The following is a 22,882-nucleotide window of genomic DNA, read 5'->3' as shown; positions in this document are numbered from 1 at the left end:
CCGTGCGCGTACTGCTGACCGGACACCAGGGCTACCTGGGCACCGTGATGGCCCCGGTCCTCGCGGCCGCGGGCCACGAGGTCGTCGGTCTGGACGCCGGCCTGTTCGCCGACTGCGTCCTCGGCCCGGCGCCCGCCGACCCGCCGGGGACCCGGGTGGACCTGAGGGACGTCACGGCCGAGCACGTGGCCGGGGTGGACGCCGTGATCCACCTGGCCGCGCTGTCCAACGACCCGCTGGGCTCGCTGGCGCCGGAACTCACCTACGACATCAACCACCACGCCTCGGTGCGGCTGGCCCGGCTGGCCCGCGACGCGGGGGTCCAGCGTTTCCTGTACGCGTCGACCTGCTCGGTCTACGGGGCCGCCGGCGGTGACGACCTGGTGGGCGAGGACGCCCCGCTGCGCCCGGTGACGCCGTACGCGGAGTCCAAGGTGCGGGTGGAGGACGACCTGCACGCGCTGGCCGACGGCGACTTCAGCCCGGTGTACCTGCGCAACGCCACCGCGTTCGGGTTCTCGCCCCGGCTGCGCGCCGACATCGTGCTGAACAACCTGGTGGGCCACGCGCTGCTGTCCGGTGAGGTGCTCGTGCTCTCCGACGGCACCCCCTGGCGTCCGCTGGTGCACGCCGCCGACATCGCGCGCGCCTTCACCGCCGCGCTGACCGCGCCGCGGGTGGCGGTGCACGACCGGGCGTTCAACATCGGCACCGAGGCCAACAACGTCACGGTCGCGGAGATCGCCGGGCAGGTCGCCGAGGCGGTGTCCGGCTCCAAGGTGGTGATCACCGGGGAGAGCGGCGCCGACCCGCGGTCCTACCGGGTGGACTTCTCCCGCTTCCGGGCCGCCGTGCCCGGCTTCGACTGCGCGTGGACGGTGAAGCGGGGCGCGCTCGAACTCGCCGACGCCTACCGCACGCACGGGCTGACCCAGGAGGACTTCGAGCGGCGCTTCACCCGCCTCGCGGTGCTGCGGGCGGCCTCCGACGCCAAGGCCGTCGACGACACCCTGCGGTGGCGCCGGTGACCGACGTCGGCGAGGAGATGCACGCGCTGGTACGGCGGCTGTACCCGCTGTGCCGGAGCATCACCGGCGACGGGGTGCGCGCCACCCTGGACATCGTCGGTGAGTACGTCCCGCTGGAGGTGCACGAGGTGCCGACCGGGACCCAGGTCCTGGACTGGACGGTGCCGCAGGAGTGGAACATCCGCGACGCGTACGTCGCCGACGCCTCCGGCCGCCGGGTCGTCGACTTCGCCGCGTCCAGCCTGCACGTCCTCGGCTACAGCGTGCCGGTGTCGGCGACCATGCCGCTCACCGCACTGCGCCCGCACCTGCACACGCTGCCCGACCATCCGTCCTGGGTGCCGTACCGCACCAGCTACTACACACCGGAGTGGGGGTTCTGCCTGGCCCAGGAGACCCTGGACGCGATGCCGGACGGCGACTACGAGGTGCGGATCGACTCCACGCTCGCCGACGGCCACCTCACCTACGCCGAGCACGTGGTCCCCGGGCGGGTCCCCGACGAGGTGATCGTCTCCTGCCACGTCTGCCACCCGTCGCTCGCCAACGACAACCTGGCCGGCGTCGCGGTGGCGGTCTTCCTGGCCCGGGCGCTCGCGGAGCGGCAGCCCCACTACACCTACCGGTTCGTCTTCGCCCCCGGCACCATCGGGGCGATCACCTGGCTGGCCCGCAACGCCGAACGGGTGGGACGGGTCAGGCACGGGCTGGTGCTGGCCTGCGCCGGCGACCGGGGGCAGCTGACGTACAAGCGGAGCAGGCGCGGGGACGCGGAGATCGACCGGGTGCTGCGGCATGTGCTGGCGGCCTCCGGACGCCCGCACCGGATCACCGAGTTCACCCCGTACGGCTACGACGAGCGGCAGTACTGCTCGCCCGGGTTCGACCTCGGCGTGGGCTCGCTCAGCCGGACCCCGTACGCCGGGTACCCCGAGTACCACACCTCGGCGGACGACCCGGACTTCGTGTCCGCGGAGGCGATGGCGGACACCCTGGCGGTCTGCCGCGAGGCGTTCGGCGTCCTGGACCGCAACCGGCGGTACGTCAATCTGAGCCCGTACGGGGAGCCGCAGTTGGGCCGGCGCGGGCTGTACGACTCGCTCGGGGGGCGCAGCGACGCGAAGCAGGCCCAGATGGCGATGCTGTGGGTCCTGAGCCTGTCCGACGGGGAGCACGGCCTGCTGGACGTCGCCGAGCGGTCCGGGCTGCCGTTCGACACCGTCGCGGCGGCCGCCGACGCCCTGCACACCGCCGGGCTGCTCAAGGCATGACGCCGATGACCACCGAGGGGGAGAGGACGAGGCCGCGGGCGGCGTCGGCGAGGCGGGCCGTCGTCGGGCGGCTGTCCTGGGGACTGGCCGACCAGGCGGCCTCCAGCGTGAGCAACTTCGTGGTGGGCGTCTACGTGGCCCGCTCGCTCGGGGTGACCGCGTTCGGCGTGTTCAGCCTCGCCTGGGTGACCTACGGGGTGGTGCTCAACGTGTCGCGCGGGGTGGCCACCGACCCGCTCGTGGTGCGGTTCAGCGGCGTGCCGGAGGCGTCCTGGCGCGGGGCGGTGGCCCGGTCGTCGGGGGCCGCGCTCGGTGTCGGTGCCGCCCTCGGCGCGGTGTCCGTGGCGGTCGGTCTCGCCCTCGGCGGCCCGGTCGGGACGGCGTTCGCCTGCCTCGGTGTCGTCCTGCCGGGGCTGCTGCTCCAGGACGCGTGGCGGTTCGCGTTCTTCGCCGCCGGCACCGGGCGGAAGGCGTTCGTCAACGACGTCGTGTGGGGCGTGGCGCTCGTCCCGGCCCTGGTGGCGGCGGCCCGGGTGGGCAGCGTGTCCGCCTTCGTGCTCGCCTGGGGCGGGTCCGCCGCGGTGGCCGCGGTGTACGGCTGCTTCCAGTCCGGCATCCGGCCCCGCCTCTCCGGCGCGCGCCCGTGGGTGCGCGAGCACCGCGACCTCGGCTACCGCTACCTGGTCGAGAACGTCAGCAACAGCGGCGCGAGCCAGCTGCGGGCGTACGGGCTCGGCGCGATCGTCGGGGTCGGCGCGGTGGGGGTGATCCGGGGGGCGGAGCTGCTGCTGGGCCCGTTCCTCGCCCTGCTGATGGGCCTGTCGCTGGTCACCGTCGCGGAGGCGGCACGGGTGCTGCGGCGGGCCCCGCACCGCCTCGGCACGTTCTGCCTGCTCCTCGGCGGCGGTCAGGCCGTCGCCGCGCTGCTGTGGGGCGGGGCCCTGCTGCTGGTGCCGGACCGGCTCGGCGAGCTGGTGCTCGGCGGTGTCTGGAGCGCCGCCGCCGAGCTCGTCGTGCCGGTCACGCTGGGCGTCGCGGGCGCCGGCCTGGGCACCGGCGCGGCGGCCGGGCTGCGCGCCCTGGGCGCGGCCCGGCGCAGTCTGCGCAGCCAGCTGTTCGCCTCCGTCTGTTACGTCACCGGCGGGCTCGGCGGGGCGGTCGTGGCCGGCACGGCCGGCTCGGCCTGGGGCGTCGCCGCCGCCACCCTGTGCGGTTCGGCCGTGTGGTGGCTGCACCTGCGGTCCGCCCTGCGCGAGCACCACCAGAAGACCATCCGTGAAGTTCCGTGAAATCCCGTGAAGTCGCGTGAAGTGAGGACCTCATGACAGCCCAACCCAGGCTGAGCGTCGGCCTGCCCGTGTACAACGGCGAGGAGTACCTCGCCGAGGCGTTCGACGCGCTGCTCGGCCAGACCTACGAGGACTTCGAACTGGTCGTCTCCGACAACGCCTCGACCGACGGCACCCAGGACATCTGCCGGACGTACGCGGCGAAGGACTCCCGCATCCGCTACATCCGGCTGACCCGTAACATCGGCGCCGCCCCGAACCACAACCACGTGTTCACCCAGTGCCGGGGCGAGCTGTTCAAGTGGGCCTCGCACGACGACCTGTACGCCCGGGACCTGCTGCGGGCCTGCGTCGAGGCGCTGGACGAGCGGCCGGACGTGATCCTCGCGCACAGCGGCCAGGCCGTCATCGACGGCGACGGCAAGGTGAAGGTCCCCTACGCGTACGGGCTCGCCACCGACTCCCCGCACGCGCCGGAACGCTTCCGCAGCCTGCTGTTCGAACCCGGCGGCGACGACTTCTACGGCGTGATGCGGGCCGACGTGCTGCGCCGGGTCAAGCCGCACGACAGCTACCACCACGCGGACCGCACGTTCGTCGCCGAGATCACCCTGCACGGGCCGTTCCACCAGGTGCCGGAACTGCTGTACTTCCGCCGCGACCACCCCACCCGCGCCGAGCGGGCGAACCCCTCCAAGCGCTCCCGGTGCGTCAACCTGGACCCGCGCCGCGCGGGCCCGCTGCACCCGACGCCCCGGCTGCTCGCCGAGTACGTGTGGGGTTTCGTCTCGGCGATCCGGCGGGCGCCGCTGTCCCCGGCCGACCGGCGCGCCTGCTACCGCCACCTGGCCGCGTGGATGACCTCCCGGGCCCGGCCGGGCGCCGGCGAGCGGGTCGAGGACCGCGCCCCGGTCGACCCGGACCGGCTCACCGTGTCCGTCGACGCCCTCGTCGCCGGGCGGGAAGGGCGGCAGGCGTGAGGCAGGCGCGCGTCGGCCTGTTCGGCCTGCTCGGCTCCGGCAACCTCGGCAACGACGGATCGCTGGAGGCCGTGCTCGGGTACCTGCGGGCCGCGCACCCGGAGGCCGTCGTGGACGCGCTGTGCGGCGGACCCGAGGTCGTCACCGCCCGGTACGGCATCCCCGCGACACGGCTGCACTGGTACCGCGGGGAGTACCGGACCGCGTCACGGGCGGGCGCGATCGCGGGCAAAGGGCTGGGCAAGCTCGTCGACGCCGTGCGCACCGCCGCCTGGGTGCGCCGGCACGACGTGGTGATCGTGCCGGGCATGGGCGTCCTGGAGGCCACGCTGCCGCTGCGGCCCTGGGGCTTCCCGTACGCGCTGTTCCTGCTCTGCGCGAGCGGCAGGCTGCTCGGCACGAAGGTGGCGCTGGTCGGTGTCGGCGCCGCCCCGATCGGCAGCCGGCCCACCCGGGCCCTGGTGCGCCGGTCGGCGCGGCTCGCCGCCCACCGGTCGTACCGGGACACCCTGTCCCGTGACGCGATGCGGGCGATGGGCGTGGACACCACGCGCGACGCGGTCCACCCGGACCTCGCGTTCGCCCTGCCGGCACCCCCGGCCGGCGAGGGCAGGCAGCCGGGCCGGGTCTGCGTCGGCGTGATGGACTTCCACGGCGGCGACGACGACCGCGACCGCGCCGAGGAGATCCACCGGCGCTACCTCGACGGCACCGTCCGGTTCGTGCGCACGCTGGCCGGGGAGGGCAGGCCGGTCCGGCTGCTCACCGGCGACGCCTGCGACACGCGGGTCGTCGAGGCGATCCTCGACGCGGTGGACTCGCCCCTGGTCACCGCCGCCGAAGCCACCTCGCTGGCGGACCTGATGAAGGAGACGGCGGCCGCCGACACCGTGGTGGCCACCCGGTACCACAACCTCGTCTGCGCCCTGAGGACCGGGACGCCGACGCTGGCGCTGAGCTACGCGGCGAAGAGCGAGGCGCTCATGGCCCGCATGGGCCTGGACGCCTACTGCCACCCGGCCCGCGAGGTCGACGCCGACCGGCTCCTCGAACAGTTCCGGTCACTGGAGCGGCGGTCCGCCGGGCTGCGGCGGACCCTGGCCGAGCGGAACCGGGCCGTCACCGAGCAACTCGACCGTCAGTTCGCCGCGTTGACGGCAGCCCTCTTCCCGGCGACCGACCGTCCCCACGCCCCGCAGGAGAGTTCATGAAAGCGACCGACGTCCCGGCGATCGCCGGCGCGTACCTGTTCCGGCCGACGCCGTACACGGACGAACGCGGCTTCTTCTGCCGCACCTTCGACGCCGGCGTGGTCCGCTCGGCGGGCATCGACCCGGACGCCTTCGTCCAGGACAGCCTCTCCCGCTCGGTCCGGGGCGTCCTGCGCGGGCTGCACCTGCGCTCCGGCGCCGGCGAGGCGAAGCTGGTGCGCTGCTCGTACGGGAGGATCTTCGACGTCGTCGTGGACCTGCGGCCGGACTCCCCCACCTACCTGCGCCACGCCACGTTCGAACTGTCCGGCGAGACCCAGACGACCCTGTACGTCCCCGCGGGGTGCGCGCACGGCTTCCAGGCGCTCACGGACACCGCCGACACCTCCTACCGCATCGACCGCCCGCACGACCCGGCCGAGGACGTGACGATCGCCTTCGACGACCCGGACCTCGCCATCGACTGGCCGCTGCCGGTCACCTCGATGTCCGAGCGGGACCGGCGGGCGCCGAGCCTCGCCGACGTGCTGAAGCAGAGGGAGAACTGAGGCGTGAGTACCGCCGAATTCCGCCTGCCCCGTTCACGGGAGGCGAACGAACGCCTGCACGCCCTGATCCCCGGGGGCGCGCACACCTACGCCAAGGGCGACGACCAGTACCCCGAGAGCCTGGCCCCGGTCATCAGCCACGGCCGCGGCGCCCACGTGTGGGACGTCGACGGCAACCGCTACGTCGAGTACGGCTCCGGCCTGCGCTCGGTCAGTCTCGGTCACGCGCACCCGCGCGTGGTCGACGCGGTGCGGCGCGAACTGGACCGCGGCGGCAACTTCGTCCGCCCGTCCCTCCTGGAGGCCGAGGCCGCGGAACGCTTCCTGGCCACCGTGCCGACCGCCGAGATGGTGAAGTTCGCCAAGAACGGCTCCGACGCCACCACCGCCGCGGTCCGTCTGGCCCGCGCCGCCACCGGCCGCCCCCGGGTGGCGCTCTGCGCCGACCACCCGTTCTTCTCCGTCGACGACTGGTTCATCGGCACCACCCCGATGTCCGCGGGCATCCCGGCGGCGACCACCGACCTCACGGTGGGCTTCCCCTACGGCGACCTGGCCGCCACGGAGGAACTGCTCACCCGGTACGAGGGCGAGGTCGCGTGCCTGATCCTCGAACCCGCCACCCACACCGAGCCGCCGCCCGGCTACCTCGCCGGCCTGCGCGCCCTGGCCGACCGGCACGGCTGCGTCCTGGTCTTCGACGAGATGATCACCGGTTTCCGCTGGTCCGAGGCGGGCGCCCAGGGCCTGTACGGCGTCGTCCCCGACCTCTCCACGTTCGGCAAGGCGCTGGGCAACGGGTTCGCCGTCTCCGCGCTCGCCGGGCGCCGCGACCTGATGGAGCTCGGGGGCCTGCGCCACTCCGGGGACCGGGTGTTCCTGCTCTCCACCACGCACGGCGCGGAGACGCACTCCCTGGCCGCCGCGATGGCCGTGCAGCGCACCTACGCCGAGGAGGGCGTCACCGCGCGGCTGCACGCCCTCGGCGAGCGGCTGGCCACCGGGGTGCGCGACGCCGCGGCGAGCATGGGCGTCGGCGACCACGTCGTCGTCCGGGGCCGGGCCAGCAACCTGGTCTTCGCCACCCTCGACGAACGGCGGCGGCCCTCGCAGGAGTACCGCACCCTGTTCCTGCGCCACCTCCTCGCGGGCGGGGTGCTGGCCCCCTCCTTCGTGGTGAGCGCCGCCCTCACCGACGCCGACATCGACCACACCGTCGACGTGGTGTCCCAGGCGTGCGCGGTGTACCGCAAGGCCCTCGACGCGGGCGACCCGACGCCCTGGCTGGGCGGACGCCCGGTGAAACCGGTGTTCAGGCGCCGGGCGTGACCCGACGCCGGGACGGTCTCGCCCGACCGGCGTCGGCCACCCGGTCGACCAGCCGTGCGGCCGCCGGTGTCACCGCCGACGCCGTGCACCAGCCGCCGAGGACGTCGGTCGGGTAGTGCGCGCCCAGGGTCACCTGCGCCCAGCCCATGGCGGCGCCGGCGGCCAGGGCGGCGCCCAGCACCAGTGCCGTGCCGGCCGTCCTGCCGAGGCCGAGCCGGCCGGCCACGAGCAGCGCCGCGGTGAGGGCGAACGCGGTGAGGAAGGCGGTGTGCCCGCTCGGGTAGGACAGGTTGTCGTCGCCGTGGATGGTACGGCCCACCCATGGCTTGAGCAGCGTCGTCGCGGCCACGGCCAGACCGGCGCCGGTCACGGCCAGCACCGCCGCGCGAGGCCACCGGAGCAGCAGACAGCCGGTGACGGCGGCGCCGACCAGCACCGCCGCACCCGCCGGCTCCCCGAGGAAGTCGACGGCCAGGGCGGCCTTCCGCCACCACGGCCCTCCGCCCTCCGCCGCCGCGGACACCCGCGCGTCCACCGTGCCGGGCTCGCTGTCGCCTGCGTACAGCATCCCGAGCAGGGCGACCAGGAGTGCGGCAGGCACCGCGCCCCACCCCAACGGCCCTCGCAGCGGCGGGGGCAGCAGCACGCGCCCCGGCCGGCCGGTCACCCCGCCCCCACGCACGCCTCGGCCGTCCGGTGCCCCGGCCGGGGCGGACACCCCGCCCCCCACCGCCGATCCCCTGCCGCGGCCCATGACTCCCCCGTACGCCGCCCGACTTGGCCGGCCCGGCACGCGGGCCCGCTCCGGCCAGGCGATCGTACGTCACCGACGCCGCCCGGAAATAAGCACATGATGCACGCCGGTGCGCGGCCGTAGTGTGGTGACGACGGAGCGGACCCCACCTCACCAGGAGCCGGACGTTGACACCCGATCCCATGGTTCTCCACCCGCTGCCGGCCCACGACAGGGTGGTGTTCCTCAAACCGCTGGTCCGCTCCCCGAAGATCGTCGTCGGCGAGTACACGTACTACGACGACCCCGAAGCCGCCACCGACTTCGAACACCGCAACGTGCTCTACGCCTACGGACCGGAGCGGCTCGTCATCGGCAGGTACTGCGCCATCGCCATGGGCACCCGGTTCCTGATGGCCGGTGCCGCACACCCGACGACGGGCTCGTCCACCTTCCCGTTCACCATGTTCGGCGGCGAGTGGGCCGAGCGGACCCTCGACATCGTCACCGGCATGCCCAGCCGGGGCGACACCGTCGTCGGCAACGACGTCTGGCTCGGCCACGGCGCCACCGTCATGCCCGGCGTACGCATCGGTGACGGCGCCATCGTCGCCGCCGGAGCGGTCGTCACCGCGGACGTCCCGCCGTACACCGTCGTCGGCGGCAACCCGGCCCGCCGGATCCGGCAGCGGTTCGACGACGCCGACGTCGACCTGCTTCTGAGGGCCGCCTGGTGGGACTGGCCGGCGGAGCTGGTCACGGAACACGCCCGCACCCTCATGGCCGGCACCCCGGCCGACGTCGCCCGCATCGCCGCCGACCACGGACTGGAGACGGCATGACGAACGTGTCGATCGAGGAACACCCGGTGGGTGGCGGCGGACCGTACGCGGTCACCACCGGTCCGGACGGCGCGTTGTGGTACACCCTGGTCCACAGTGGCCGGATCGGCCGGCTCGTACCCGGCGGGGAACCGGACAGCCACCGGCTCGACCCGGACTGCGGACCGACGGTCATCACCGACGGTCCGGACGGAGCCCTGTGGTTCACCGAGTACCGGGCCCACCGCATCGGCCGCATCACCACCGGGGGCGACGTCACCGAACACCCCCTGCCCACCGCCGGGTGCGGACCGTTCGGCATCACGGCAGGGCCCGACGGGGCGCTGTGGTTCACCGAGACCACCGCCGACCGCATCGGCCGCATCACCACCGGCGGTGAGGTCACCGAGTTCCCGCTCCCGGTCACCGGCGCGTTCCCGTCCGCGATCACCGCGGGACCGGACGGCGCCCTGTGGTTCACCATGAACCAGGCCGACGCCGTCGGCCGGATCACGGTCGACGGCACCGTCACCCTCCACCCGTTGCCCACCGCGGCCTGCGCACCGGTGGGCATCACCTCCGGCCCCGACGGTGCCCTCTGGTACGTCGCCATCGCCGCCGGTCACATCGGCCGCATCACCCCCGGGGGCGGGATAACGGAGTTCCCGCTGCCCGACCGCGCGGGACGGCCGCACGCCATCACCCCGGGCGCCGACGGCTCCCTGTGGTTCACCGAGTGGGGCGGCAACCGCGTCGGCTCGATCACCACCGCAGGCGTGATCGCGGTGCACGACCTGCCCACCCCGGGCTCGGAACCGCACGGCATCACCCCCGGCCCCGACGGCGCCATGTGGGCGGCACTGGAGACCGGTTCCCTCGCCCGCATCACCCCGGCAGCCGCCGCCTCCCGGTGAGCACTCCGCCCACCACCGAGAAAGGGGTCGGGCGCCGGTGGTCAGTCGCAGGACGCCCGGTGCGTGAGGTGCGGGAAGAGCTGCTCCCACCGGTCCTCGGGGATGCTCGCGGGATGGGCCGCGCACAGGGCCCGGTAGAGGCGGTCCGTGTCGAGGTCGAGTACGTAGGTCCGCTCCGACAGCAGGCCGGGCGCCTCGCGGTCGGTGACGGCCAGCCACCGGGGGCCGTCGTCCCGGGCCGGCGGTACGCGTACCGCGTCCGCGTGCTCCAGGGTGAAGAGTTCGGGTGTCTCCCACCGCCCGTCCTCCCGGACGGACCAGAGGCGGTACGGCTCGCTGGTCACCGCGTGCCGGCCGTCGGCCGTCATGCCGATCGAGCGGACCGCACGGTCGAAGAGCAGGTCCTGGCGGGTCTTCTCGGGCCGCCCGGGATCGGAGACGTCCCAGAACTCGAGGCTTCCGTCGGCCGAGGCCGCCGCCAACTCGTCGCCTCCCGTGGGGAAGTAGCCGCCGGGTGCGGCCGGCAGCGTCCCGCCCTCGACGGGACGGGCGGGCCGGGACAGGTCCCAGAGCCGGACCCGGTCCCCGACCGTCTCCGTGAGGAGCAGCTGAGGGGTGTCGACATACATCGCGCCGTCCATCGCCGCCGCCCCTTCGATGCGGCCGCCCTTGCGGGGGCGGGACGGGTCGGAGAGGTCCCAGAACCTCAGGTGTTCCTCCTCCTCGACGGTCACCAGCGCATCCTGTCCGGCGAACCACAGCGTTCCCGAACCGAAGAGCGCGCCGCTCGACCGTACGGGGACGGCGCCCCGGCGCACGGGCCGGTCAGGATCGCGGATGTCCCAGATCGCGGTCCCGGGTTCCTCGTGCGAGCCCACGGCGAGGAGTGTTCCGTCGGGGCTCACGGTGATGCTCGGCATGTCGGCGGTGAACCGGATGCCGGCCCCCTTCCGCACGGCGCCGCCGGGGGTCACCTCCCAGAGTGCCAGGGTGTGCTCCAGTCCTTCGGTCCAGTGATGGCCGAGGAACACCGTCTCCTCACGCCGGGTCAGGAAGAACTTCGCCTCCCAGCCTCGCGGCAGCGTGTACCGCACCTCGGGCGACTCGAGGTCGCTGACGTCCCACACCTTCGTCGTGGACTGTCCCCCGGTGCTCTGCGTGGCGAGGACCAGGCTGCCGTCGGCGCTGAACGGGCCGGTGCCCGTCCGGTGTCCGTCGTCCACCCTCCCGGTGATCGCCGGTGTCCACGGCCGGTCGGGCCACACCCGTATCCCTCCGCCCACCTCGCCTGCCGCCAGGTACCGGCTGTCCGGGCTGAACGCCACCGACTGGGACGGCCGGCCCGTCGGCAGGTTCAGCGAGGGGAGGGGCGCCGTCAGGTCCGACACCTCCGCCGGGGGTTCGGCCCGCAGGACACCGGCTCCGCGGTCCGCCCCGGCCAGGTACCGGCCGTCCGCGCTGAAGGCCAGGGACGGCATGCCCTCGTACTCCGTGCCCCAGGTGTTCCGGTCGTCGTCCGCCACGGGCCGCAGTTCCCGTCCGTCCACCACCTCCCACCAGACGGTCCTCCCCGCCGCACCGGCGGCGACGACCAGGTCGCGGTCGGGGGCGGCGGCCACCGCCATGACCGTCTCGGTCTCCTCCGTGTCCCGCGGCACGGGCCGGTCCGGGTCGGTGAGGTCCCAGAGCCGGACCTGCGCGGGCCCGCCGCCCGTCCCCGTGGCCCCGTCCTCGTCCCCGTTCCCGTCCTCGGTCCCGTCCTCGGTCCCGTCCTCATCCCCGGCCCGGATGCCGTGGCCGGTGACCAGATGCGCGCCGTCGCGCGTGAAGGCGAGGGAGATCAGCGGCGCACCGGCGACCGTCCGCTGGGCGCGCAGAGCGGGCCGGGCGGGGTCGGTCACGTCCCACAGCCGCAGCAGTCCTCCCTCGCTCCCGGCCGCGAGGGTGCGGCCGTCCCCGCTGAAGGCCAGCGTGAACGTCGCCCGTGGGTCCAGTGGCACGTTCGCCAGACTCCGCGGTTCTCGCGGATCCGTGGTGTCCCACAGCCTCAGTTCGTCGGCGGACTGTGCGGCGAGGATCCGTGAGCGCGGGTGGTAGGCGACGGCTGCGCTGCTCCGCATGCTCACCCGGCCCGCTTCGGCGGGCCGCGACGGCACGGACACGTCCCAGAGCTGGATGCGGGCACCGGCCTCCCCGTCTGCCCGGTGACTGCCGGCCAGGACCTTGCCGTCGGGGCTGTAGGCGACGTTCAGGACGGGCATGCGGTGCGGTTCACCGGGCACGAGGTGCACCGGTGTGACGGTCATCGACGCCGCGTACAGACTGGAGCGGGTCGCGGGCGTCCGTGCCGTACGGTAGGCCGCCAGGGCGATGGCGAGCGCGGTCCGCGGGTCACGCTCGCGCAGGACGTCGGCCTTCGCGGCCAGTTCCCTGGCGATCAGTCCCCGCTCCCGGCTCGCCGCCTGCCCGTTCTCGTGGAACGCCCACCCGAAGAGGGACATCGCCACCAGGGCGAGCGCGGAGAGCGAGGCGATCCACGCCCGGGTGACGAGGCGCCGCCGGCGTTGCGCGAGTTCACCGGCGGCGACGAAGTCCCGCACCACGGGCGGGACCGGCACCCGGACGGCCGGCGTGTCCGCCACGTCGGCCGGGCCGGCGGCGAGCACCGCACCGGTCCGCACGGTGTGCGCCCCGGTGAGCTTCCGCGCCTCCGCCAGCGCGTCGCCCGCGTAGAGGCCGCTCGGCCTGCGCCCCGCCTCGGCCCAGGTCTCCGCCGCCGCTGTCAGCCGGCGCAGCCTCAGCAGGTCGTCCCGTACCTCGTCGATCCAGCCGCGCAGCCTCGCCCAGGCGTGCAGCAGCGCGTCGTGGCCCAGTTGGGCCCCGCCCTCCTCGTCCACGACGACCAGGCGCGCGTCCGCCAGCCGGCGCAGCAGGTCCTCGCTCCCGGCCAGTTCCGCCGGCAGCGCCCGGCGGCGGACCAGCCGCCCCTCACCGTCGACGACGTGGACCATGGACAGCAGGAGCGTCCGCAGTGCCGTGCGGCCGGAGTCGTCCAGGGAGTCGTGGATGCGTTCGGCGGCCGTGGCGACCGCGCCCCGGATGCCTCCGGCGGCGGCGTACCCGGCGTACGTCAGCGTCGTCCCCCGGCGCCGCAGCCAGATCTCGGGGAGTGCGTAGGAGAGGAAGGGAAGCGCCGCCGCGTCGCCCGTGCCGCGCCGTTCCTCGTTCACGTCGCGCCGCAGGAGCCGCGGTACGCCCTCCTCCCACCGCAGGCCCGCGTACCGGGCCGGGCCCACGATCGCGGCCTCCACCTCGGCGTCGGTCAGGGCGGGGACGGCGAAGTGGCCGGGTCGTACGAGCGGCGCCAGGCGCGGGTCGCTCAGGGCGTCGCCGTAGAAGTCGGCACGCAGGGCCAGGACGAGGCGGGGCCCGGAAGCTCCCCCGGCGGTGAGGGCGGCGGCGAACCGGTCGCGCTCGGCCTCGTCGGAGCAGAGCGTGAAGTACTCCTCCAGTTGGTCGACGACGAGGAGACCCGGCGCCCGCCCGCTCCCGGGGCCCGTCCGCGGCGGCTCGCTCCAGCGGCCCCGTTCCAGGTCCCGCACCACCTCCGACGCGGCCCTGTCGACCGCCGCCGCCCACGTCTCGGCGAGCCTGCGGAAGGGCCGCTCACCCGGGGCGGACACCAGTCGTACGGGCCCGAGCCCCGCGTCCTCGGCGCTCACGGCGAGCCCTGCCCGCAGCAGGGAGGACTTGCCGACGCCCGAGGGTCCGACCAGGACCACCGGCTCGCCGGGCCGTGCCCGCCCGACACGGTCCAGCAGCTCCCGGGTCAGTCCTTCCCGGCCGAAGAAGAGCCGGTGCTGTTCCGGGAGGAAGGGGACGATGCCGGGGTACGGGCAGACGGCGTCCGGATCCGCGACGGCGGACGCCGGTTCCTCGGTCCGCGGCTCGTACCGCCGGTTGACGGCGAGGGCCAGCTCGCTCATGCGGGCGGTGCCGCCCCCGTAGGGCCGGCCGGCGCCGCCCTGGAGCCGCTGGTCGAGCAGCCGGTAGACACCACCCAGGGTCAGCCGCTTCGGGCCGGCCGCGTCCCCCTCCCGCAGCAGCTCGATCAACCGGCCACTGAAAAGGGTGTGTTCCGCGTCGCGCGGGGCGTACGCCAGGGTGTCACGCATCGCCGAGGCGAGCAGGTAGCTGCCGGCGGGCCGGGCCGCGGCGAAGGAGTCCGCGGCCGTCGGCCGTCCCGGCTCCCGGGCGTTCCCCGCGAAACAGCAGTCGAGGATCACGACCGGGTCGGCGGCGGCGTCGCTCAGGTATCGCTCGGCCTCCGCATAGGGGACGGAGTGCGCGAGGTCCGTCTGGGACTTGGTGCTCGCGGTGGCCAGGTAGAGCCGCCGGCCGGGACCGCGGAGCCCGTGCCCGACGAAGTACAGCAGGACGGTCCCGCGTGTGTGACGCTCCTCGGTGGGTTCGGCCAGGCGAATCACCGTGGCCAGCGCCTCCAGCACCTCGCTCGGCGAGTCCGGGTCGGTGAGCAGGGTGACCCGCTCGCCCATGCCGCACACCGTGCTCAGCACCTCGGCCACGTCCCGCGCCGACCGGAGGGCGGAGGGCAGGCCGGGCAGGTGCGGCCCCGGGTGGGTGCCCGTGCCGACCACCAGTGCGTGGCAGCCCGGCGCGGCCAGATCCGTCCCCGCCGCTCCGTGCGGAGCCTCCCCCGAAGCCATCGTCAGCCCGCCGCTCCCGACGATCCGCCCTCCGCGGCGCGCGGCCCGTCACCGTCGGCCGCCCGGCTCCCGGGCCGCCCCTCCTGCCGCTCCTGCTGGAGCGCGGCGGCGACCCGCTCGGCCAGCTCACTGGCGCCTTCCGCGGTCAGACCGCGCACCTTTTCCGAGGAGACCACGACCTGCGTGCCGTCCGGCAGGGTGAGCGTCACCGTCTGGTTCCCCCGGCGCCCCTGCAACCACACCACCACGGCCGCCCCCACGGCGGCGGTCGGGCCTCCGGGGGCGAGCAGCAGCGACACCAGTTCCCCCAGCGCCCCCATGGCACCGTCCTCCGGTGCCGCGGGAACCTCCCGGCGCACGAACGGTCGCACGTCCGGGTCCTGGCGGAGCCACTCATACAGGTCCTCGGACGCTCCGGCCTCGTCACCGTCCCCGGACGCGACGGCCAGTGTCACTCTCATCTCCGCTGCCCTTCCGACCCCACGACGGCACAAGTGACACCAACTCTGAACGCAGGGAACGGAGTTGGCAACCGCGGCAACGCGGCCACGACGGCCTGCTCCACTGCCGGTTTCGCCGTACGACGAGTCCGGCTGCCGGTGAGCGCTTTTCGGACAACTGCGGCCAACCGGGTGAGCGGAGCCAACCCGGAGGGTGCCCGGCCCCCTCTCACGTTCCGAACACAGCAGCCCCACAAGCCAGTTCGGGCCGCACTGCTCATCCAGGTTCCACAACGCACTCCACAGCCGGAAGCACGAGGACTGATGACCAGACTCCAGCAGAGCCGCACCAGCCGCCTGACCCGCCCCTCCCTCGCAGCCGCCGCGGCCATCGCCGTGACCGCGGGCGTCGTCGCCGCCGCGCCCGACGCGAAGACCGCGGAGCCGACGCCGAAACTCAACCTGATCGCCGCGTCCACCTCGGTCACGCTCGACTCGTGGAAGGAGGACCCCGGGGTCTACCTCGACCTCGGTACGTACCTCACCTCCGAGAACGGCGCCTTCGAACTCAAGGTGACCCGCAAGTCCTACAAGGACCCGGTCGTCGCCCAGCAGATCCTCCGGGACGGGAAGAAGACCCGGACCAAGACGCTCCCCGCCGGACTCGTGAAGGACTTCGCCGGACTGCCGGACTTCACACGGATCACCCTCACCGACGCGGCCGGCGCGAAGGTGCTGGAGAGGACCGAGGCGTTCTGCCCCAACAACGCCTCCGGACGGGTCCGGCCGGACGCCCCCGCCAACTCGAAGTATCCGGAGAGCTGCCCGACGAACCCCTTCACCCTCGGCTCGGTGTGGGGCGTCGAGAACGGCTGGGCGTCCAACACCTACTCCGCGTACTACACCGCGCCGATCCAGCTAGACCCCGGCACCTACACCGCCGAGATCAACGTGTCCGAGAAGTACCGCGACCTCTTCGGCATCGCCGACCAGCCGCAGACCGTCAAGGTCGTCGTACGCGAGCGCAGCTGGGAGGACTCCTCGAACTCGGCCTCCCGCAGCTCGGCGAGGACCGCCGCCTCCGGGCACGACGCCCACGCGCAGCACGGGGCGCCCGCGAAGGACGGCGCGCACGCGGGGCACGGAGCGCACGCACAGCACGGGGCCGCCGCGAACACCCCGGCCCCCGGCGCCGTGACGAGCGGCGCCGGCCCCTCGTACAACGCCGGCCACGGCCCCTACCCGTCGGCTCCGCCCGCCCTGCCGTGGGCGTTGAAGAGGAAGTCCCTGGGGCGCCAGGCCGTCGCCGCCGCCGAGACGGGCGACGGTCCCGGGCAGACCGACGGTTCGCGTCAGGCGCCGGGCGCCCAGCCCAACGCGAAGCGGCCCACCGGCAAGGCGTCGGTGCCTGACGTCCCGAAGCCCGACCTGCGCTCGCTGCCCGCCTACGGCATCACCGTCAGCGACGGCTACGAGGAGGTGCCCGGCAAGGACTACCTCGCCTTCAGCGCCAACGTGTGGAACGCGGGCCCGGCCAAGCTCGTCGTGGACGGCTTCCGCTCCCCGGGCAAGGAAGTGATGGACGCCTACCAGTACTTCTACGACGCCGACGGCAAGCAGGTCGGGTACACCCCGACCGGCGGCATGGAGTGGGACCCGCGTCCCGGCCACGAACACTGGCACTTCCTGGACTTCGCCAGCTACCGGCTGCTGACGGCCGACCAGAAGGAGACGGTGCGCAGCGGCAAGGAGGCGTTCTGCCTGGCCAACACCGACGCCGTCGACTACACGGTGAAGAACGCCGCCTGGCACCCGGGCAACACGGACCTGTCCACCGCGTGCGGCTACGAGAACTCCATCTCCGTCCGCGAGGTGCTCGACGTCGGCTCCGGTGACACCTACACCCAGGACCTGCCCGGCCAGTCCTTCGACATCACGGACCTGCCGAACGGCACGTACTACATCCAGGTCCTCGCCAACCCGGAGAACCGGCTCAAGGAGACCGACCACAGCAACAACAGCGCGCTGCGGGAGGTGGTCCTGGGCGGCGAGAAGGGCGCCCGCACGGTGACGGTCCCCCCGCACCACCTGGTGGACGCCAACTGACCCGTCCGTGACGGCAGGGGCGGCCCCGCGTGAGCGGCCGCCCCTGCCGGAGCGGGCCGCGTCAGGTCGCCACCCGTTCACCGGACGGGCGTGGCCGGGTGCCGCGGCTACGCGGGATCCAGCACGGGCTGTGCGGGGAGCCCGCCGTCATCCTCGCAGCCCAACTCCTTGGCCATGGCCAGCGAGACGGAGTGAGCCACGGTCGCGTAGGCGTCCTTCAACGCCCCGACGTCACCCTCGGGCTCCGTCGGCACGGCCCAATGCTGCACGCCGATGACGATGTGGGCCACACTGGACGCGTTGAGCAGCTTCTCGCTGCGGCATGCGAAGAAGACGTACGCCTTGTCCGCCGCCGTCACGGACCGCTCCCCCATCTTCACCTTGGTGAATTCCGGTGCCGGGACTCCCGTTGGGGCACCGTCTTCCAGACTCCAGGTGATTCTGAGGTCGAAATCCGGAGTGCCGATGGGTGTGTACACACGGCAGACGTCCTTTCTACCGACGGTGGGAACTGGGAACGCCTCGACCAGGTCCGCAGCGGCCTGTTCGACCGTGTACTCCTCCGCCGACGCCTCGAACCGCGACGTCCCCGTGATCACCTTCAGGGCTTTGGACGCGTCTGCGGTCACCACCCCGCCACCACACAGTTGCGTCCCGCCGACGACCTTGTAGTCCTTGGGAGTCTTCGGAGTTCCGTCCGCCTCTCCGTCCCCTCCACAACCCGTGGCTCCGAAGAACAACGAGCCGGCCACGACCGCGGCGAGTAATCCCCCGCGTACCGACCTCCGATTGATCACTGTCCGCGTCCTCTTGCGTCCTCGGCCGTCCACTGGTCTCAGTCGGTCTCCGGGGCGTTGCCCTGCTGCCTCTGCCTATCGTTGCCAACTCCGTAGCCGATCAGCATCGATTCGTACAGTTCCTGTCTGAATTCGTCGTCCTCGCCCACATCATGATGCTGCAGGAACGCGTCCTTCGGGGCCTCGACCATGCTCTCACCGGCGGTGTAGATCTTCTTCCTCTCCTCGTCGGTGAGGTCTTCCATCTTCTCCTTGTGCTCATCCACCGAGTTGCCGGAGATGTCGCCGATCATCTGGCCGATGACCTGTTCGGCGGCGCCGCTGGCGGTGTCGGTCGCCAAGGGGACGAGCACCGCGGCCGTGCCCACGGCCGCGGTCGCGGGCAGGAAGGCGACGCCCGCCGCGATGCCCGCCGTGGCCCCGAACTCGATCCAGCCCGCCCGCGCGGCGACCGCGGCCGCGTACTCCTCGTGGGTCTTGAGGTTCGTCGCTTCGACCTGGTCGGCCCGGGACTGGTCGAGCATGCCCTGCACCTCGGCGCCCACCCGCACGGTCGCCCTGGCAGCGCCCTGGCTGATCGTTCCGTCCGGGCCCACTGTCCCTTCGAGGACGCTGCGGGTGTAGACCTGTTCCGCGGCCGACACCGTCGCGTAGGCGTCCGGGTGTTGTCCCAGGGTGCTGAGGAAGCCCCGGACGGCACTTCGCCCGTTCCCGTCCGCGGTGTACGCGAAGTCGACGTGTCCGTCCGGGTTCCTGCCCGGCGCGAACACGCTTCCCGGTTCGTTCTTGGCCAGCGCCCAGTTGATGTCGTCGATGTAGCCGGCGCCCATGACGCCCAGGCTGTCGGCCATCACCTCGTGCTTCTTGAGCAGCTCCGGTTCCGCACCGTACTTCTCCATGACCTTCTGCATGACCGCGGCGTTGTCCGCGTCCCGCACCACGCCGGCGTCCGGATGCCCGGCCGGATGGCCGAGGGTCGCCGCCTCCAGGGCGTGGCCGAGGGCGTCGGGCATGTAGCCGTGCGACGCCGTGATCTCCTTCTGGTCCAGCGCGTTGATGTCGGAGAAGGACTCCCACTTCTCGTTGCCGAAGAAGTCGAGGTAGTTGTCGATCGCCTCGCCGTACTTGTTCTTGCCGAGGTCGGCCGTGGCGCCGTGGTGGACCGTGCCGTCCTCGTTGTACGCGGTCGGGGGGTCGGCGAAGAACTTCTTCGCCGCTTCCGGGCTGTTGCCGAGCGCTTCCAGCATGGCGGTGGCCGGGTCGTAGCCGGCCCCGTTCACGCCGGAGGGGTTGAACGGGTTCTTCCCCACCCTGTTGCCGGCGAACATGTCGGGGTCCTTCTGGTGCAGCTGCGCCACGTGTTCGGCGATCGGGTTGAGGAACTCCGCGTCGTAGTTCCCGTACCGCATGATGCCGCCGAGCAGCTGGTATCCGAACGGCCCGCCGCGTTCGTGCTCGGCCAGCGGAACGTGCTCCGTACCCAGTCTGCGGAGCTCCGGTCCCCACCGGTCGGTGAACTCCTTGTCGTGGGAGGCGGTACCCAACGTGAGGCCCAGGTTCCGCTGGAGTTCCTGGACGTCCTTGAGCCGCTCCTGGTCGACCTTGCCGAACTCGTACGTGTCCGTGGAGAGCCGGCCGAAGAACGCCAGCGACTTCTCGGGGCCGAGCTTCTCGTAGAAACCCTTGGAGAACTCCGCCGACGAACTGTTGTCCTTCAGCAGGTCGTTGAGCTGCTGAAGCTCGGCGTGTGTGAGGTCCCGCCCCTTGGCCGCGAGGGCGGCGGCGCGGGCGGCCTCCTCCTGGTCCAGTTTCGTGTACGTCGGGGCGCTGAAGTCCTTGCGGTCGGTGACGTTGGCCTCGAGCGTGTTCTTGAGGGCTAGGTCGGTGTCGTTGCAGTTGTCGACAATGATGTCGATGCGCTTCTGCCACGACTCGATGTTCCGCTTCTCCTTCCGCACCATCTCGTTGTGGTCGGGGTCGAGCAACGCCGCCTCGTTCTCGGACAACGGGTGCCGTGCCACGACCTTGCCGTTGCCGTCCACGCGGATGCCGGCCGCGGGCCCCTCGTGGTCCCGGATGTCGATCAGGTCGTCCCTGGCCTTCTTGATGGCCGCGTAGCCCTCTTCCAGGATCCGCTTCACACCCTTGGCCTCGGCCGCGGCGTCCGCGAACTCCTTGGCCGTCCTGCCGATGAACGCCTTGGTGACGCCGGCGTTGACGCCTTCCCAGTCCGCGCGGTCCGCCTTGGCCTTCATCCCGTCGGCGGCCTCGGTGGCGAGCTTGTCCAGCTTCCCCGCCATCTCCGACCAGTCGTCGACGGCGGCCTTCAGCTTCGCCACCGGGGCGTCGATCACGTCCTCGTACTTCAGCATGCCGAGCGCTCCCCCGAGCCCTAGCTCATGTAGTCGGTGAGCAGGGAGATCCGCGTCAGCTCTCCCTCGATCCTCGCCTCGTTCTTGTCGTGCTGGGCCTTGCTGTAATCGAGGTGGTTCGAGATCTGCGCGCAGGCGTCCAGCAGCGTCTTCAGGTGGGTCCCCCAGAAGTCATGCACCTTCAGCACGGCCGAACCGCTCACGAAGTTCCCGTTGGTCAGTGCCGTCGCCGCGTCGAACGTGGCGGGACGGGCGATGTCGCCCTCCTTCGTCAGCCGGCCCAACAGGTCGTAGGCGTCACTGCCGATGGCGCCGAGGTCGTCCCGGCTGACCACCAGGTCCTTTCCGCCGCCCCCGCCTCTGCCACCGTCGGCCGGAGTGCTGTTGATCCGTACGGCGGTCCGCTCGACCGCCGCCGCACGCAGTTCCCACCACTCCCGCTCGAACGACATCGAACTCCCCCAGACCCATCCGGACAGGCCACTCACCATACTCGCGCCGCCACCGGCCCGTTCACCTGTCGCCTGCGTCGTCACCCGCACGTGGGGCGGTGGTGGTTGCCTCGCCGCGCCCACCGGCGGTCCCGGCATCGACATCACCCGAAGGCGAGGGACTGCGCCACAGGCACCCTGCGGCGCGCCACGGTCGTGCGCGGGCACGGCCGGCCGCGGCCCCGACCGGGTCCGGGTGGAACCAGTGCGGGGAGAACAGGGCGAGAGTGGTGCCCGTGGTGTCGTGGCCCTGGCCGGTGAGCAGGGTGCGGATGTGCTCCAGGCGTTGCAGGTCGCCGGTGCCGCGGCGGGCGACCGTGGCCCTGGCCTCGCCGAGGAGGGCGATCCGGGCACGGGGGGCCCGCGGGCGCTCGCCCAGGGCCGCGGCGATGACGTCGACCTCGTCGAGACCCCCGGCACTCCTGCTGAACCGCAGGTCAGGCGCCCTTGCCGGCCGGCTCCAGGATCGCCACGCACTCCACGTGATGCGTCATGGGAAACAGGTCGAACACCCGCAGCGTCCGCACCCGGTACCCGCCGTCCCGGAAGTACGCCAGGTCCCGGGCCAGTGCCGCCGGGTCGCAGGCGACGTAGGCGATGCGGCGGGCGCCGAGGGACGACAGGTGCTCGACGGTCTTGCGGCCGGCGCCGGAGCGCGGCGGGTCGAGGACGACGAGGTCGACCTCGCTGATGCCGGTGCGGGGCAGGACGGAGTCGACCTTGCCCTGTTCGATGCGGACGCGGGGGAAGTCCGCCAGGTTGTGGCGGGCGTCCTCGACGGCGCGCTTGCCGGACTCGATGCCGAGGACCGCGCCCGCCTCACCGACGCGGTCGGCCAGGGCGCCGGCGAACAGGCCGACGCCGCAGTAGAGGTCGAGGGCCATGTCGCCCTTGCGGGGCAGCAGGCCCTGCATGACGGCGGTGACGAGGGTGTCGGCGGCCTTCGGGTGGACCTGCCAGAAGCCGCCGCCGGCGACGCGGTGGGTGCGGCCGTCGGCGCGTTCGCGGACGAAGGGGCGGCCGTGGACGCGGTGCAGCTGACCGGAGCGCTCGTCGACGCGCATGACCGACACGGGGCGGTCCAGCTCGACCAGGGGGAGCCGGGCGCCGGGCTTGGGGGTGAGGACGACCTGGCGGTCCTGGGAGCCGGTCGCGGCGATCGCCTCGACGGAGTCCATGCCCGTCCAGTCCCGCTTCTCGATGCCCAGCTCGCTGACGCCCTCAGCGGCGATCATGCAGTGGTCGATCGCCTCGACCTCGTGCGAGCGGTGCCGGCGCAGTCCTGCCCGGCCGTCGGCGGTGACGGCGTACTGCACGCGCGTGCGCCACGCCGGGACCTGACCGGCGGGGACCTTGTCGCCCTCGGCCGGCATCACGGTGCCGTCCCAGCCGGCCTCCTCCGGGGTGAGCCCGGCGAGGCGCTGGAGCTGCTCGGCGACGACCTCGCCCTTGAGGCGCCGCTGGGCGCCGGGCTTGGCGTGCTGCCAGTCGCAGCCGCCGCAGCGGCCGGGGCCGGCGAAGGGGCAGGGGGCGTCGATGCGGTCCTTGGAGGCGTCCAGCACCCGTACCGCGTCCGCGCGCAGGAAGCGGGCCCCCTGCTCGCCCTCGGTGACCTGGGCGACGACCCGTTCGCCGGGCAGGGCGTGCCGGACGAAGAGGACCTGGCCCTCGGAGGTGCGGGCGATGCAGTGGCCGCCGTGGGCGACGGGGCCGACCTCGACCTCGTACTCCTCCCCCACCAGTGATTTCCTCGGTTCTGCCTGCATGGCGGGGTGACTCCACAACATCGGGAACGGGCGGACCCCTCAGGGCCCGGGACAACAAC

At 73.1% G+C, this 22,882-nt stretch carries 17 protein-coding genes and 1 pseudogene; 10 read left to right on the top strand and 8 right to left on the bottom strand.

Annotated features, from left to right (window positions below; translation table 11 throughout):
* Nucleotides 1–2: 2 nt before the first annotated feature.
* Genes IE172_RS13640 through IE172_RS13610 form a run of 7 tightly spaced genes read left to right on the top strand, consistent with a single transcriptional unit; the run spans nt 3 to nt 7,656 of the window.
* Nucleotides 3–1,028, top strand: a complete 1,026-nt coding sequence (locus IE172_RS13640; RefSeq protein ID WP_190097465.1) for an NAD-dependent epimerase/dehydratase family protein — start codon at nt 3–5, stop codon at nt 1,026–1,028.
* Nucleotides 1,016–2,299 carry a DUF4910 domain-containing protein gene (locus IE172_RS13635; protein ID WP_190097464.1) on the top strand — a complete coding sequence of 428 codons (1,284 nt, stop codon included), beginning with the start codon at nt 1,016–1,018 and terminating at the stop codon, nt 2,297–2,299. The genes IE172_RS13640 and IE172_RS13635 overlap by 13 nt, the downstream gene beginning before the upstream one ends.
* A 5-nt stretch (nt 2,300–2,304) precedes the next feature.
* A complete protein-coding gene (locus IE172_RS13630) occupies nt 2,305–3,588 on the top strand; it encodes an MATE family efflux transporter (RefSeq protein ID WP_431985767.1) in 1,284 nt (427 codons plus the stop codon).
* Nucleotides 3,589–3,620: 32 nt separating this feature from the next.
* Nucleotides 3,621–4,568, top strand: coding sequence for a glycosyltransferase family 2 protein (locus IE172_RS13625; RefSeq protein ID WP_190097462.1), 948 nt, complete (start codon nt 3,621–3,623; stop codon nt 4,566–4,568).
* The gene (locus IE172_RS13620; RefSeq protein ID WP_190097461.1) at nt 4,565–5,779 is read left to right on the top strand and encodes a polysaccharide pyruvyl transferase family protein; all 1,215 of its coding nucleotides are present in this window, start codon (nt 4,565–4,567) and stop codon (nt 5,777–5,779) included. The genes IE172_RS13625 and IE172_RS13620 overlap by 4 nt, the downstream gene beginning before the upstream one ends.
* Nucleotides 5,776–6,327 (top strand): dTDP-4-dehydrorhamnose 3,5-epimerase, encoded by a 552-nt coding sequence (gene rfbC, locus IE172_RS13615; RefSeq protein WP_190097460.1) that lies wholly within the window; start codon nt 5,776–5,778, stop codon nt 6,325–6,327. The genes IE172_RS13620 and rfbC overlap by 4 nt, the downstream gene beginning before the upstream one ends.
* Nucleotides 6,328–6,330: 3 nt before the next feature.
* Nucleotides 6,331–7,656: a glutamate-1-semialdehyde 2,1-aminomutase gene (locus IE172_RS13610; protein WP_190097459.1), complete on the top strand. Its 1,326-nt coding sequence runs from the start codon at nt 6,331–6,333 to the stop codon at nt 7,654–7,656.
* Here the strand turns inward: IE172_RS13610 and IE172_RS13605 are convergent.
* Nucleotides 7,640–8,323, bottom strand: coding sequence for a phosphatase PAP2 family protein (locus IE172_RS13605; RefSeq protein ID WP_229886011.1), 684 nt, complete (start codon nt 8,321–8,323; stop codon nt 7,640–7,642). The two genes, IE172_RS13610 and IE172_RS13605, sit on opposite strands and share 17 nt — an antisense overlap.
* 269 nt (nt 8,324–8,592) lie before the next feature.
* On the opposite strand from IE172_RS13605, the gene IE172_RS13600 reads away from it, so the two are divergent.
* Complete coding sequence (locus IE172_RS13600) at nt 8,593–9,231, top strand: CatB-related O-acetyltransferase (protein WP_229886009.1); 639 nt, start codon at nt 8,593–8,595, stop codon at nt 9,229–9,231.
* The gene (locus IE172_RS13595) at nt 9,228–10,124 is read left to right on the top strand and encodes a Vgb family protein (protein WP_190097456.1); all 897 of its coding nucleotides are present in this window, start codon (nt 9,228–9,230) and stop codon (nt 10,122–10,124) included. The genes IE172_RS13600 and IE172_RS13595 overlap by 4 nt, the downstream gene beginning before the upstream one ends.
* Before the next feature lie 41 nt (nt 10,125–10,165).
* Here the strand turns inward: IE172_RS13595 and IE172_RS13590 are convergent, their stop codons facing one another.
* The gene (locus IE172_RS13590; RefSeq protein WP_190097455.1) at nt 10,166–14,851 is read right to left on the bottom strand and encodes a caspase, EACC1-associated type; all 4,686 of its coding nucleotides are present in this window, start codon (nt 14,849–14,851) and stop codon (nt 10,166–10,168) included.
* 2 nt (nt 14,852–14,853) lie between these two features.
* Complete coding sequence (locus IE172_RS13585) at nt 14,854–15,312, bottom strand: effector-associated constant component EACC1 (RefSeq protein ID WP_190097454.1); 459 nt, start codon at nt 15,310–15,312, stop codon at nt 14,854–14,856.
* Between the two features lie 303 nt (nt 15,313–15,615).
* On the opposite strand from IE172_RS13585, the gene IE172_RS13580 reads away from it, so the two are divergent.
* On the top strand, nt 15,616–17,397 hold the full coding sequence (locus tag IE172_RS13580; RefSeq protein WP_190097453.1) for a lysyl oxidase family protein: 1,782 nt from the start codon (nt 15,616–15,618) through the stop codon (nt 17,395–17,397).
* A 107-nt stretch (nt 17,398–17,504) separates the two neighbouring features.
* On the opposite strand, the gene IE172_RS13575 is transcribed toward IE172_RS13580, so the two are convergent.
* The 5 genes and pseudogenes from IE172_RS13575 to IE172_RS13560 all read right to left on the bottom strand — a co-directional run bounded on the left by IE172_RS13575 (nt 17,505) and on the right by IE172_RS13560 (nt 22,823).
* A complete protein-coding gene (locus IE172_RS13575) occupies nt 17,505–18,149 on the bottom strand; it encodes a hypothetical protein (protein WP_229886007.1) in 645 nt (214 codons plus the stop codon).
* Between the two features lie 83 nt (nt 18,150–18,232).
* On the bottom strand, nt 18,233–20,566 hold the full coding sequence (locus tag IE172_RS13570) for a hypothetical protein (RefSeq protein WP_190097451.1): 2,334 nt from the start codon (nt 20,564–20,566) through the stop codon (nt 18,233–18,235).
* A 20-nt stretch (nt 20,567–20,586) separates the two neighbouring features.
* Nucleotides 20,587–21,018, bottom strand: coding sequence for a hypothetical protein (locus tag IE172_RS13565; RefSeq protein ID WP_190097450.1), 432 nt, complete (start codon nt 21,016–21,018; stop codon nt 20,587–20,589).
* A 205-nt stretch (nt 21,019–21,223) separates the two neighbouring features.
* Nucleotides 21,224–21,460 (bottom strand): annotated as a pseudogene (locus IE172_RS34475) (ATP-binding protein); the annotation flags it as partial.
* A gap of 34 nt (nt 21,461–21,494) precedes the next feature.
* Entirely contained in the window at nt 21,495–22,823 is a 1,329-nt protein-coding gene (locus tag IE172_RS13560; RefSeq protein ID WP_190097449.1) for a class I SAM-dependent RNA methyltransferase, read from the bottom strand.
* Nucleotides 22,824–22,882: the final 59 nt, after the last annotated feature.

This window comes from Streptomyces griseoflavus (genome assembly GCF_014649995.1).
Classification (GTDB): Bacteria; Actinomycetota; Actinomycetes; order Streptomycetales; family Streptomycetaceae; genus Streptomyces; species Streptomyces griseoflavus.
Note: the sequence above shows the minus strand (reverse complement) of the source record. Positions and strands in the feature narration are given on the sequence as shown.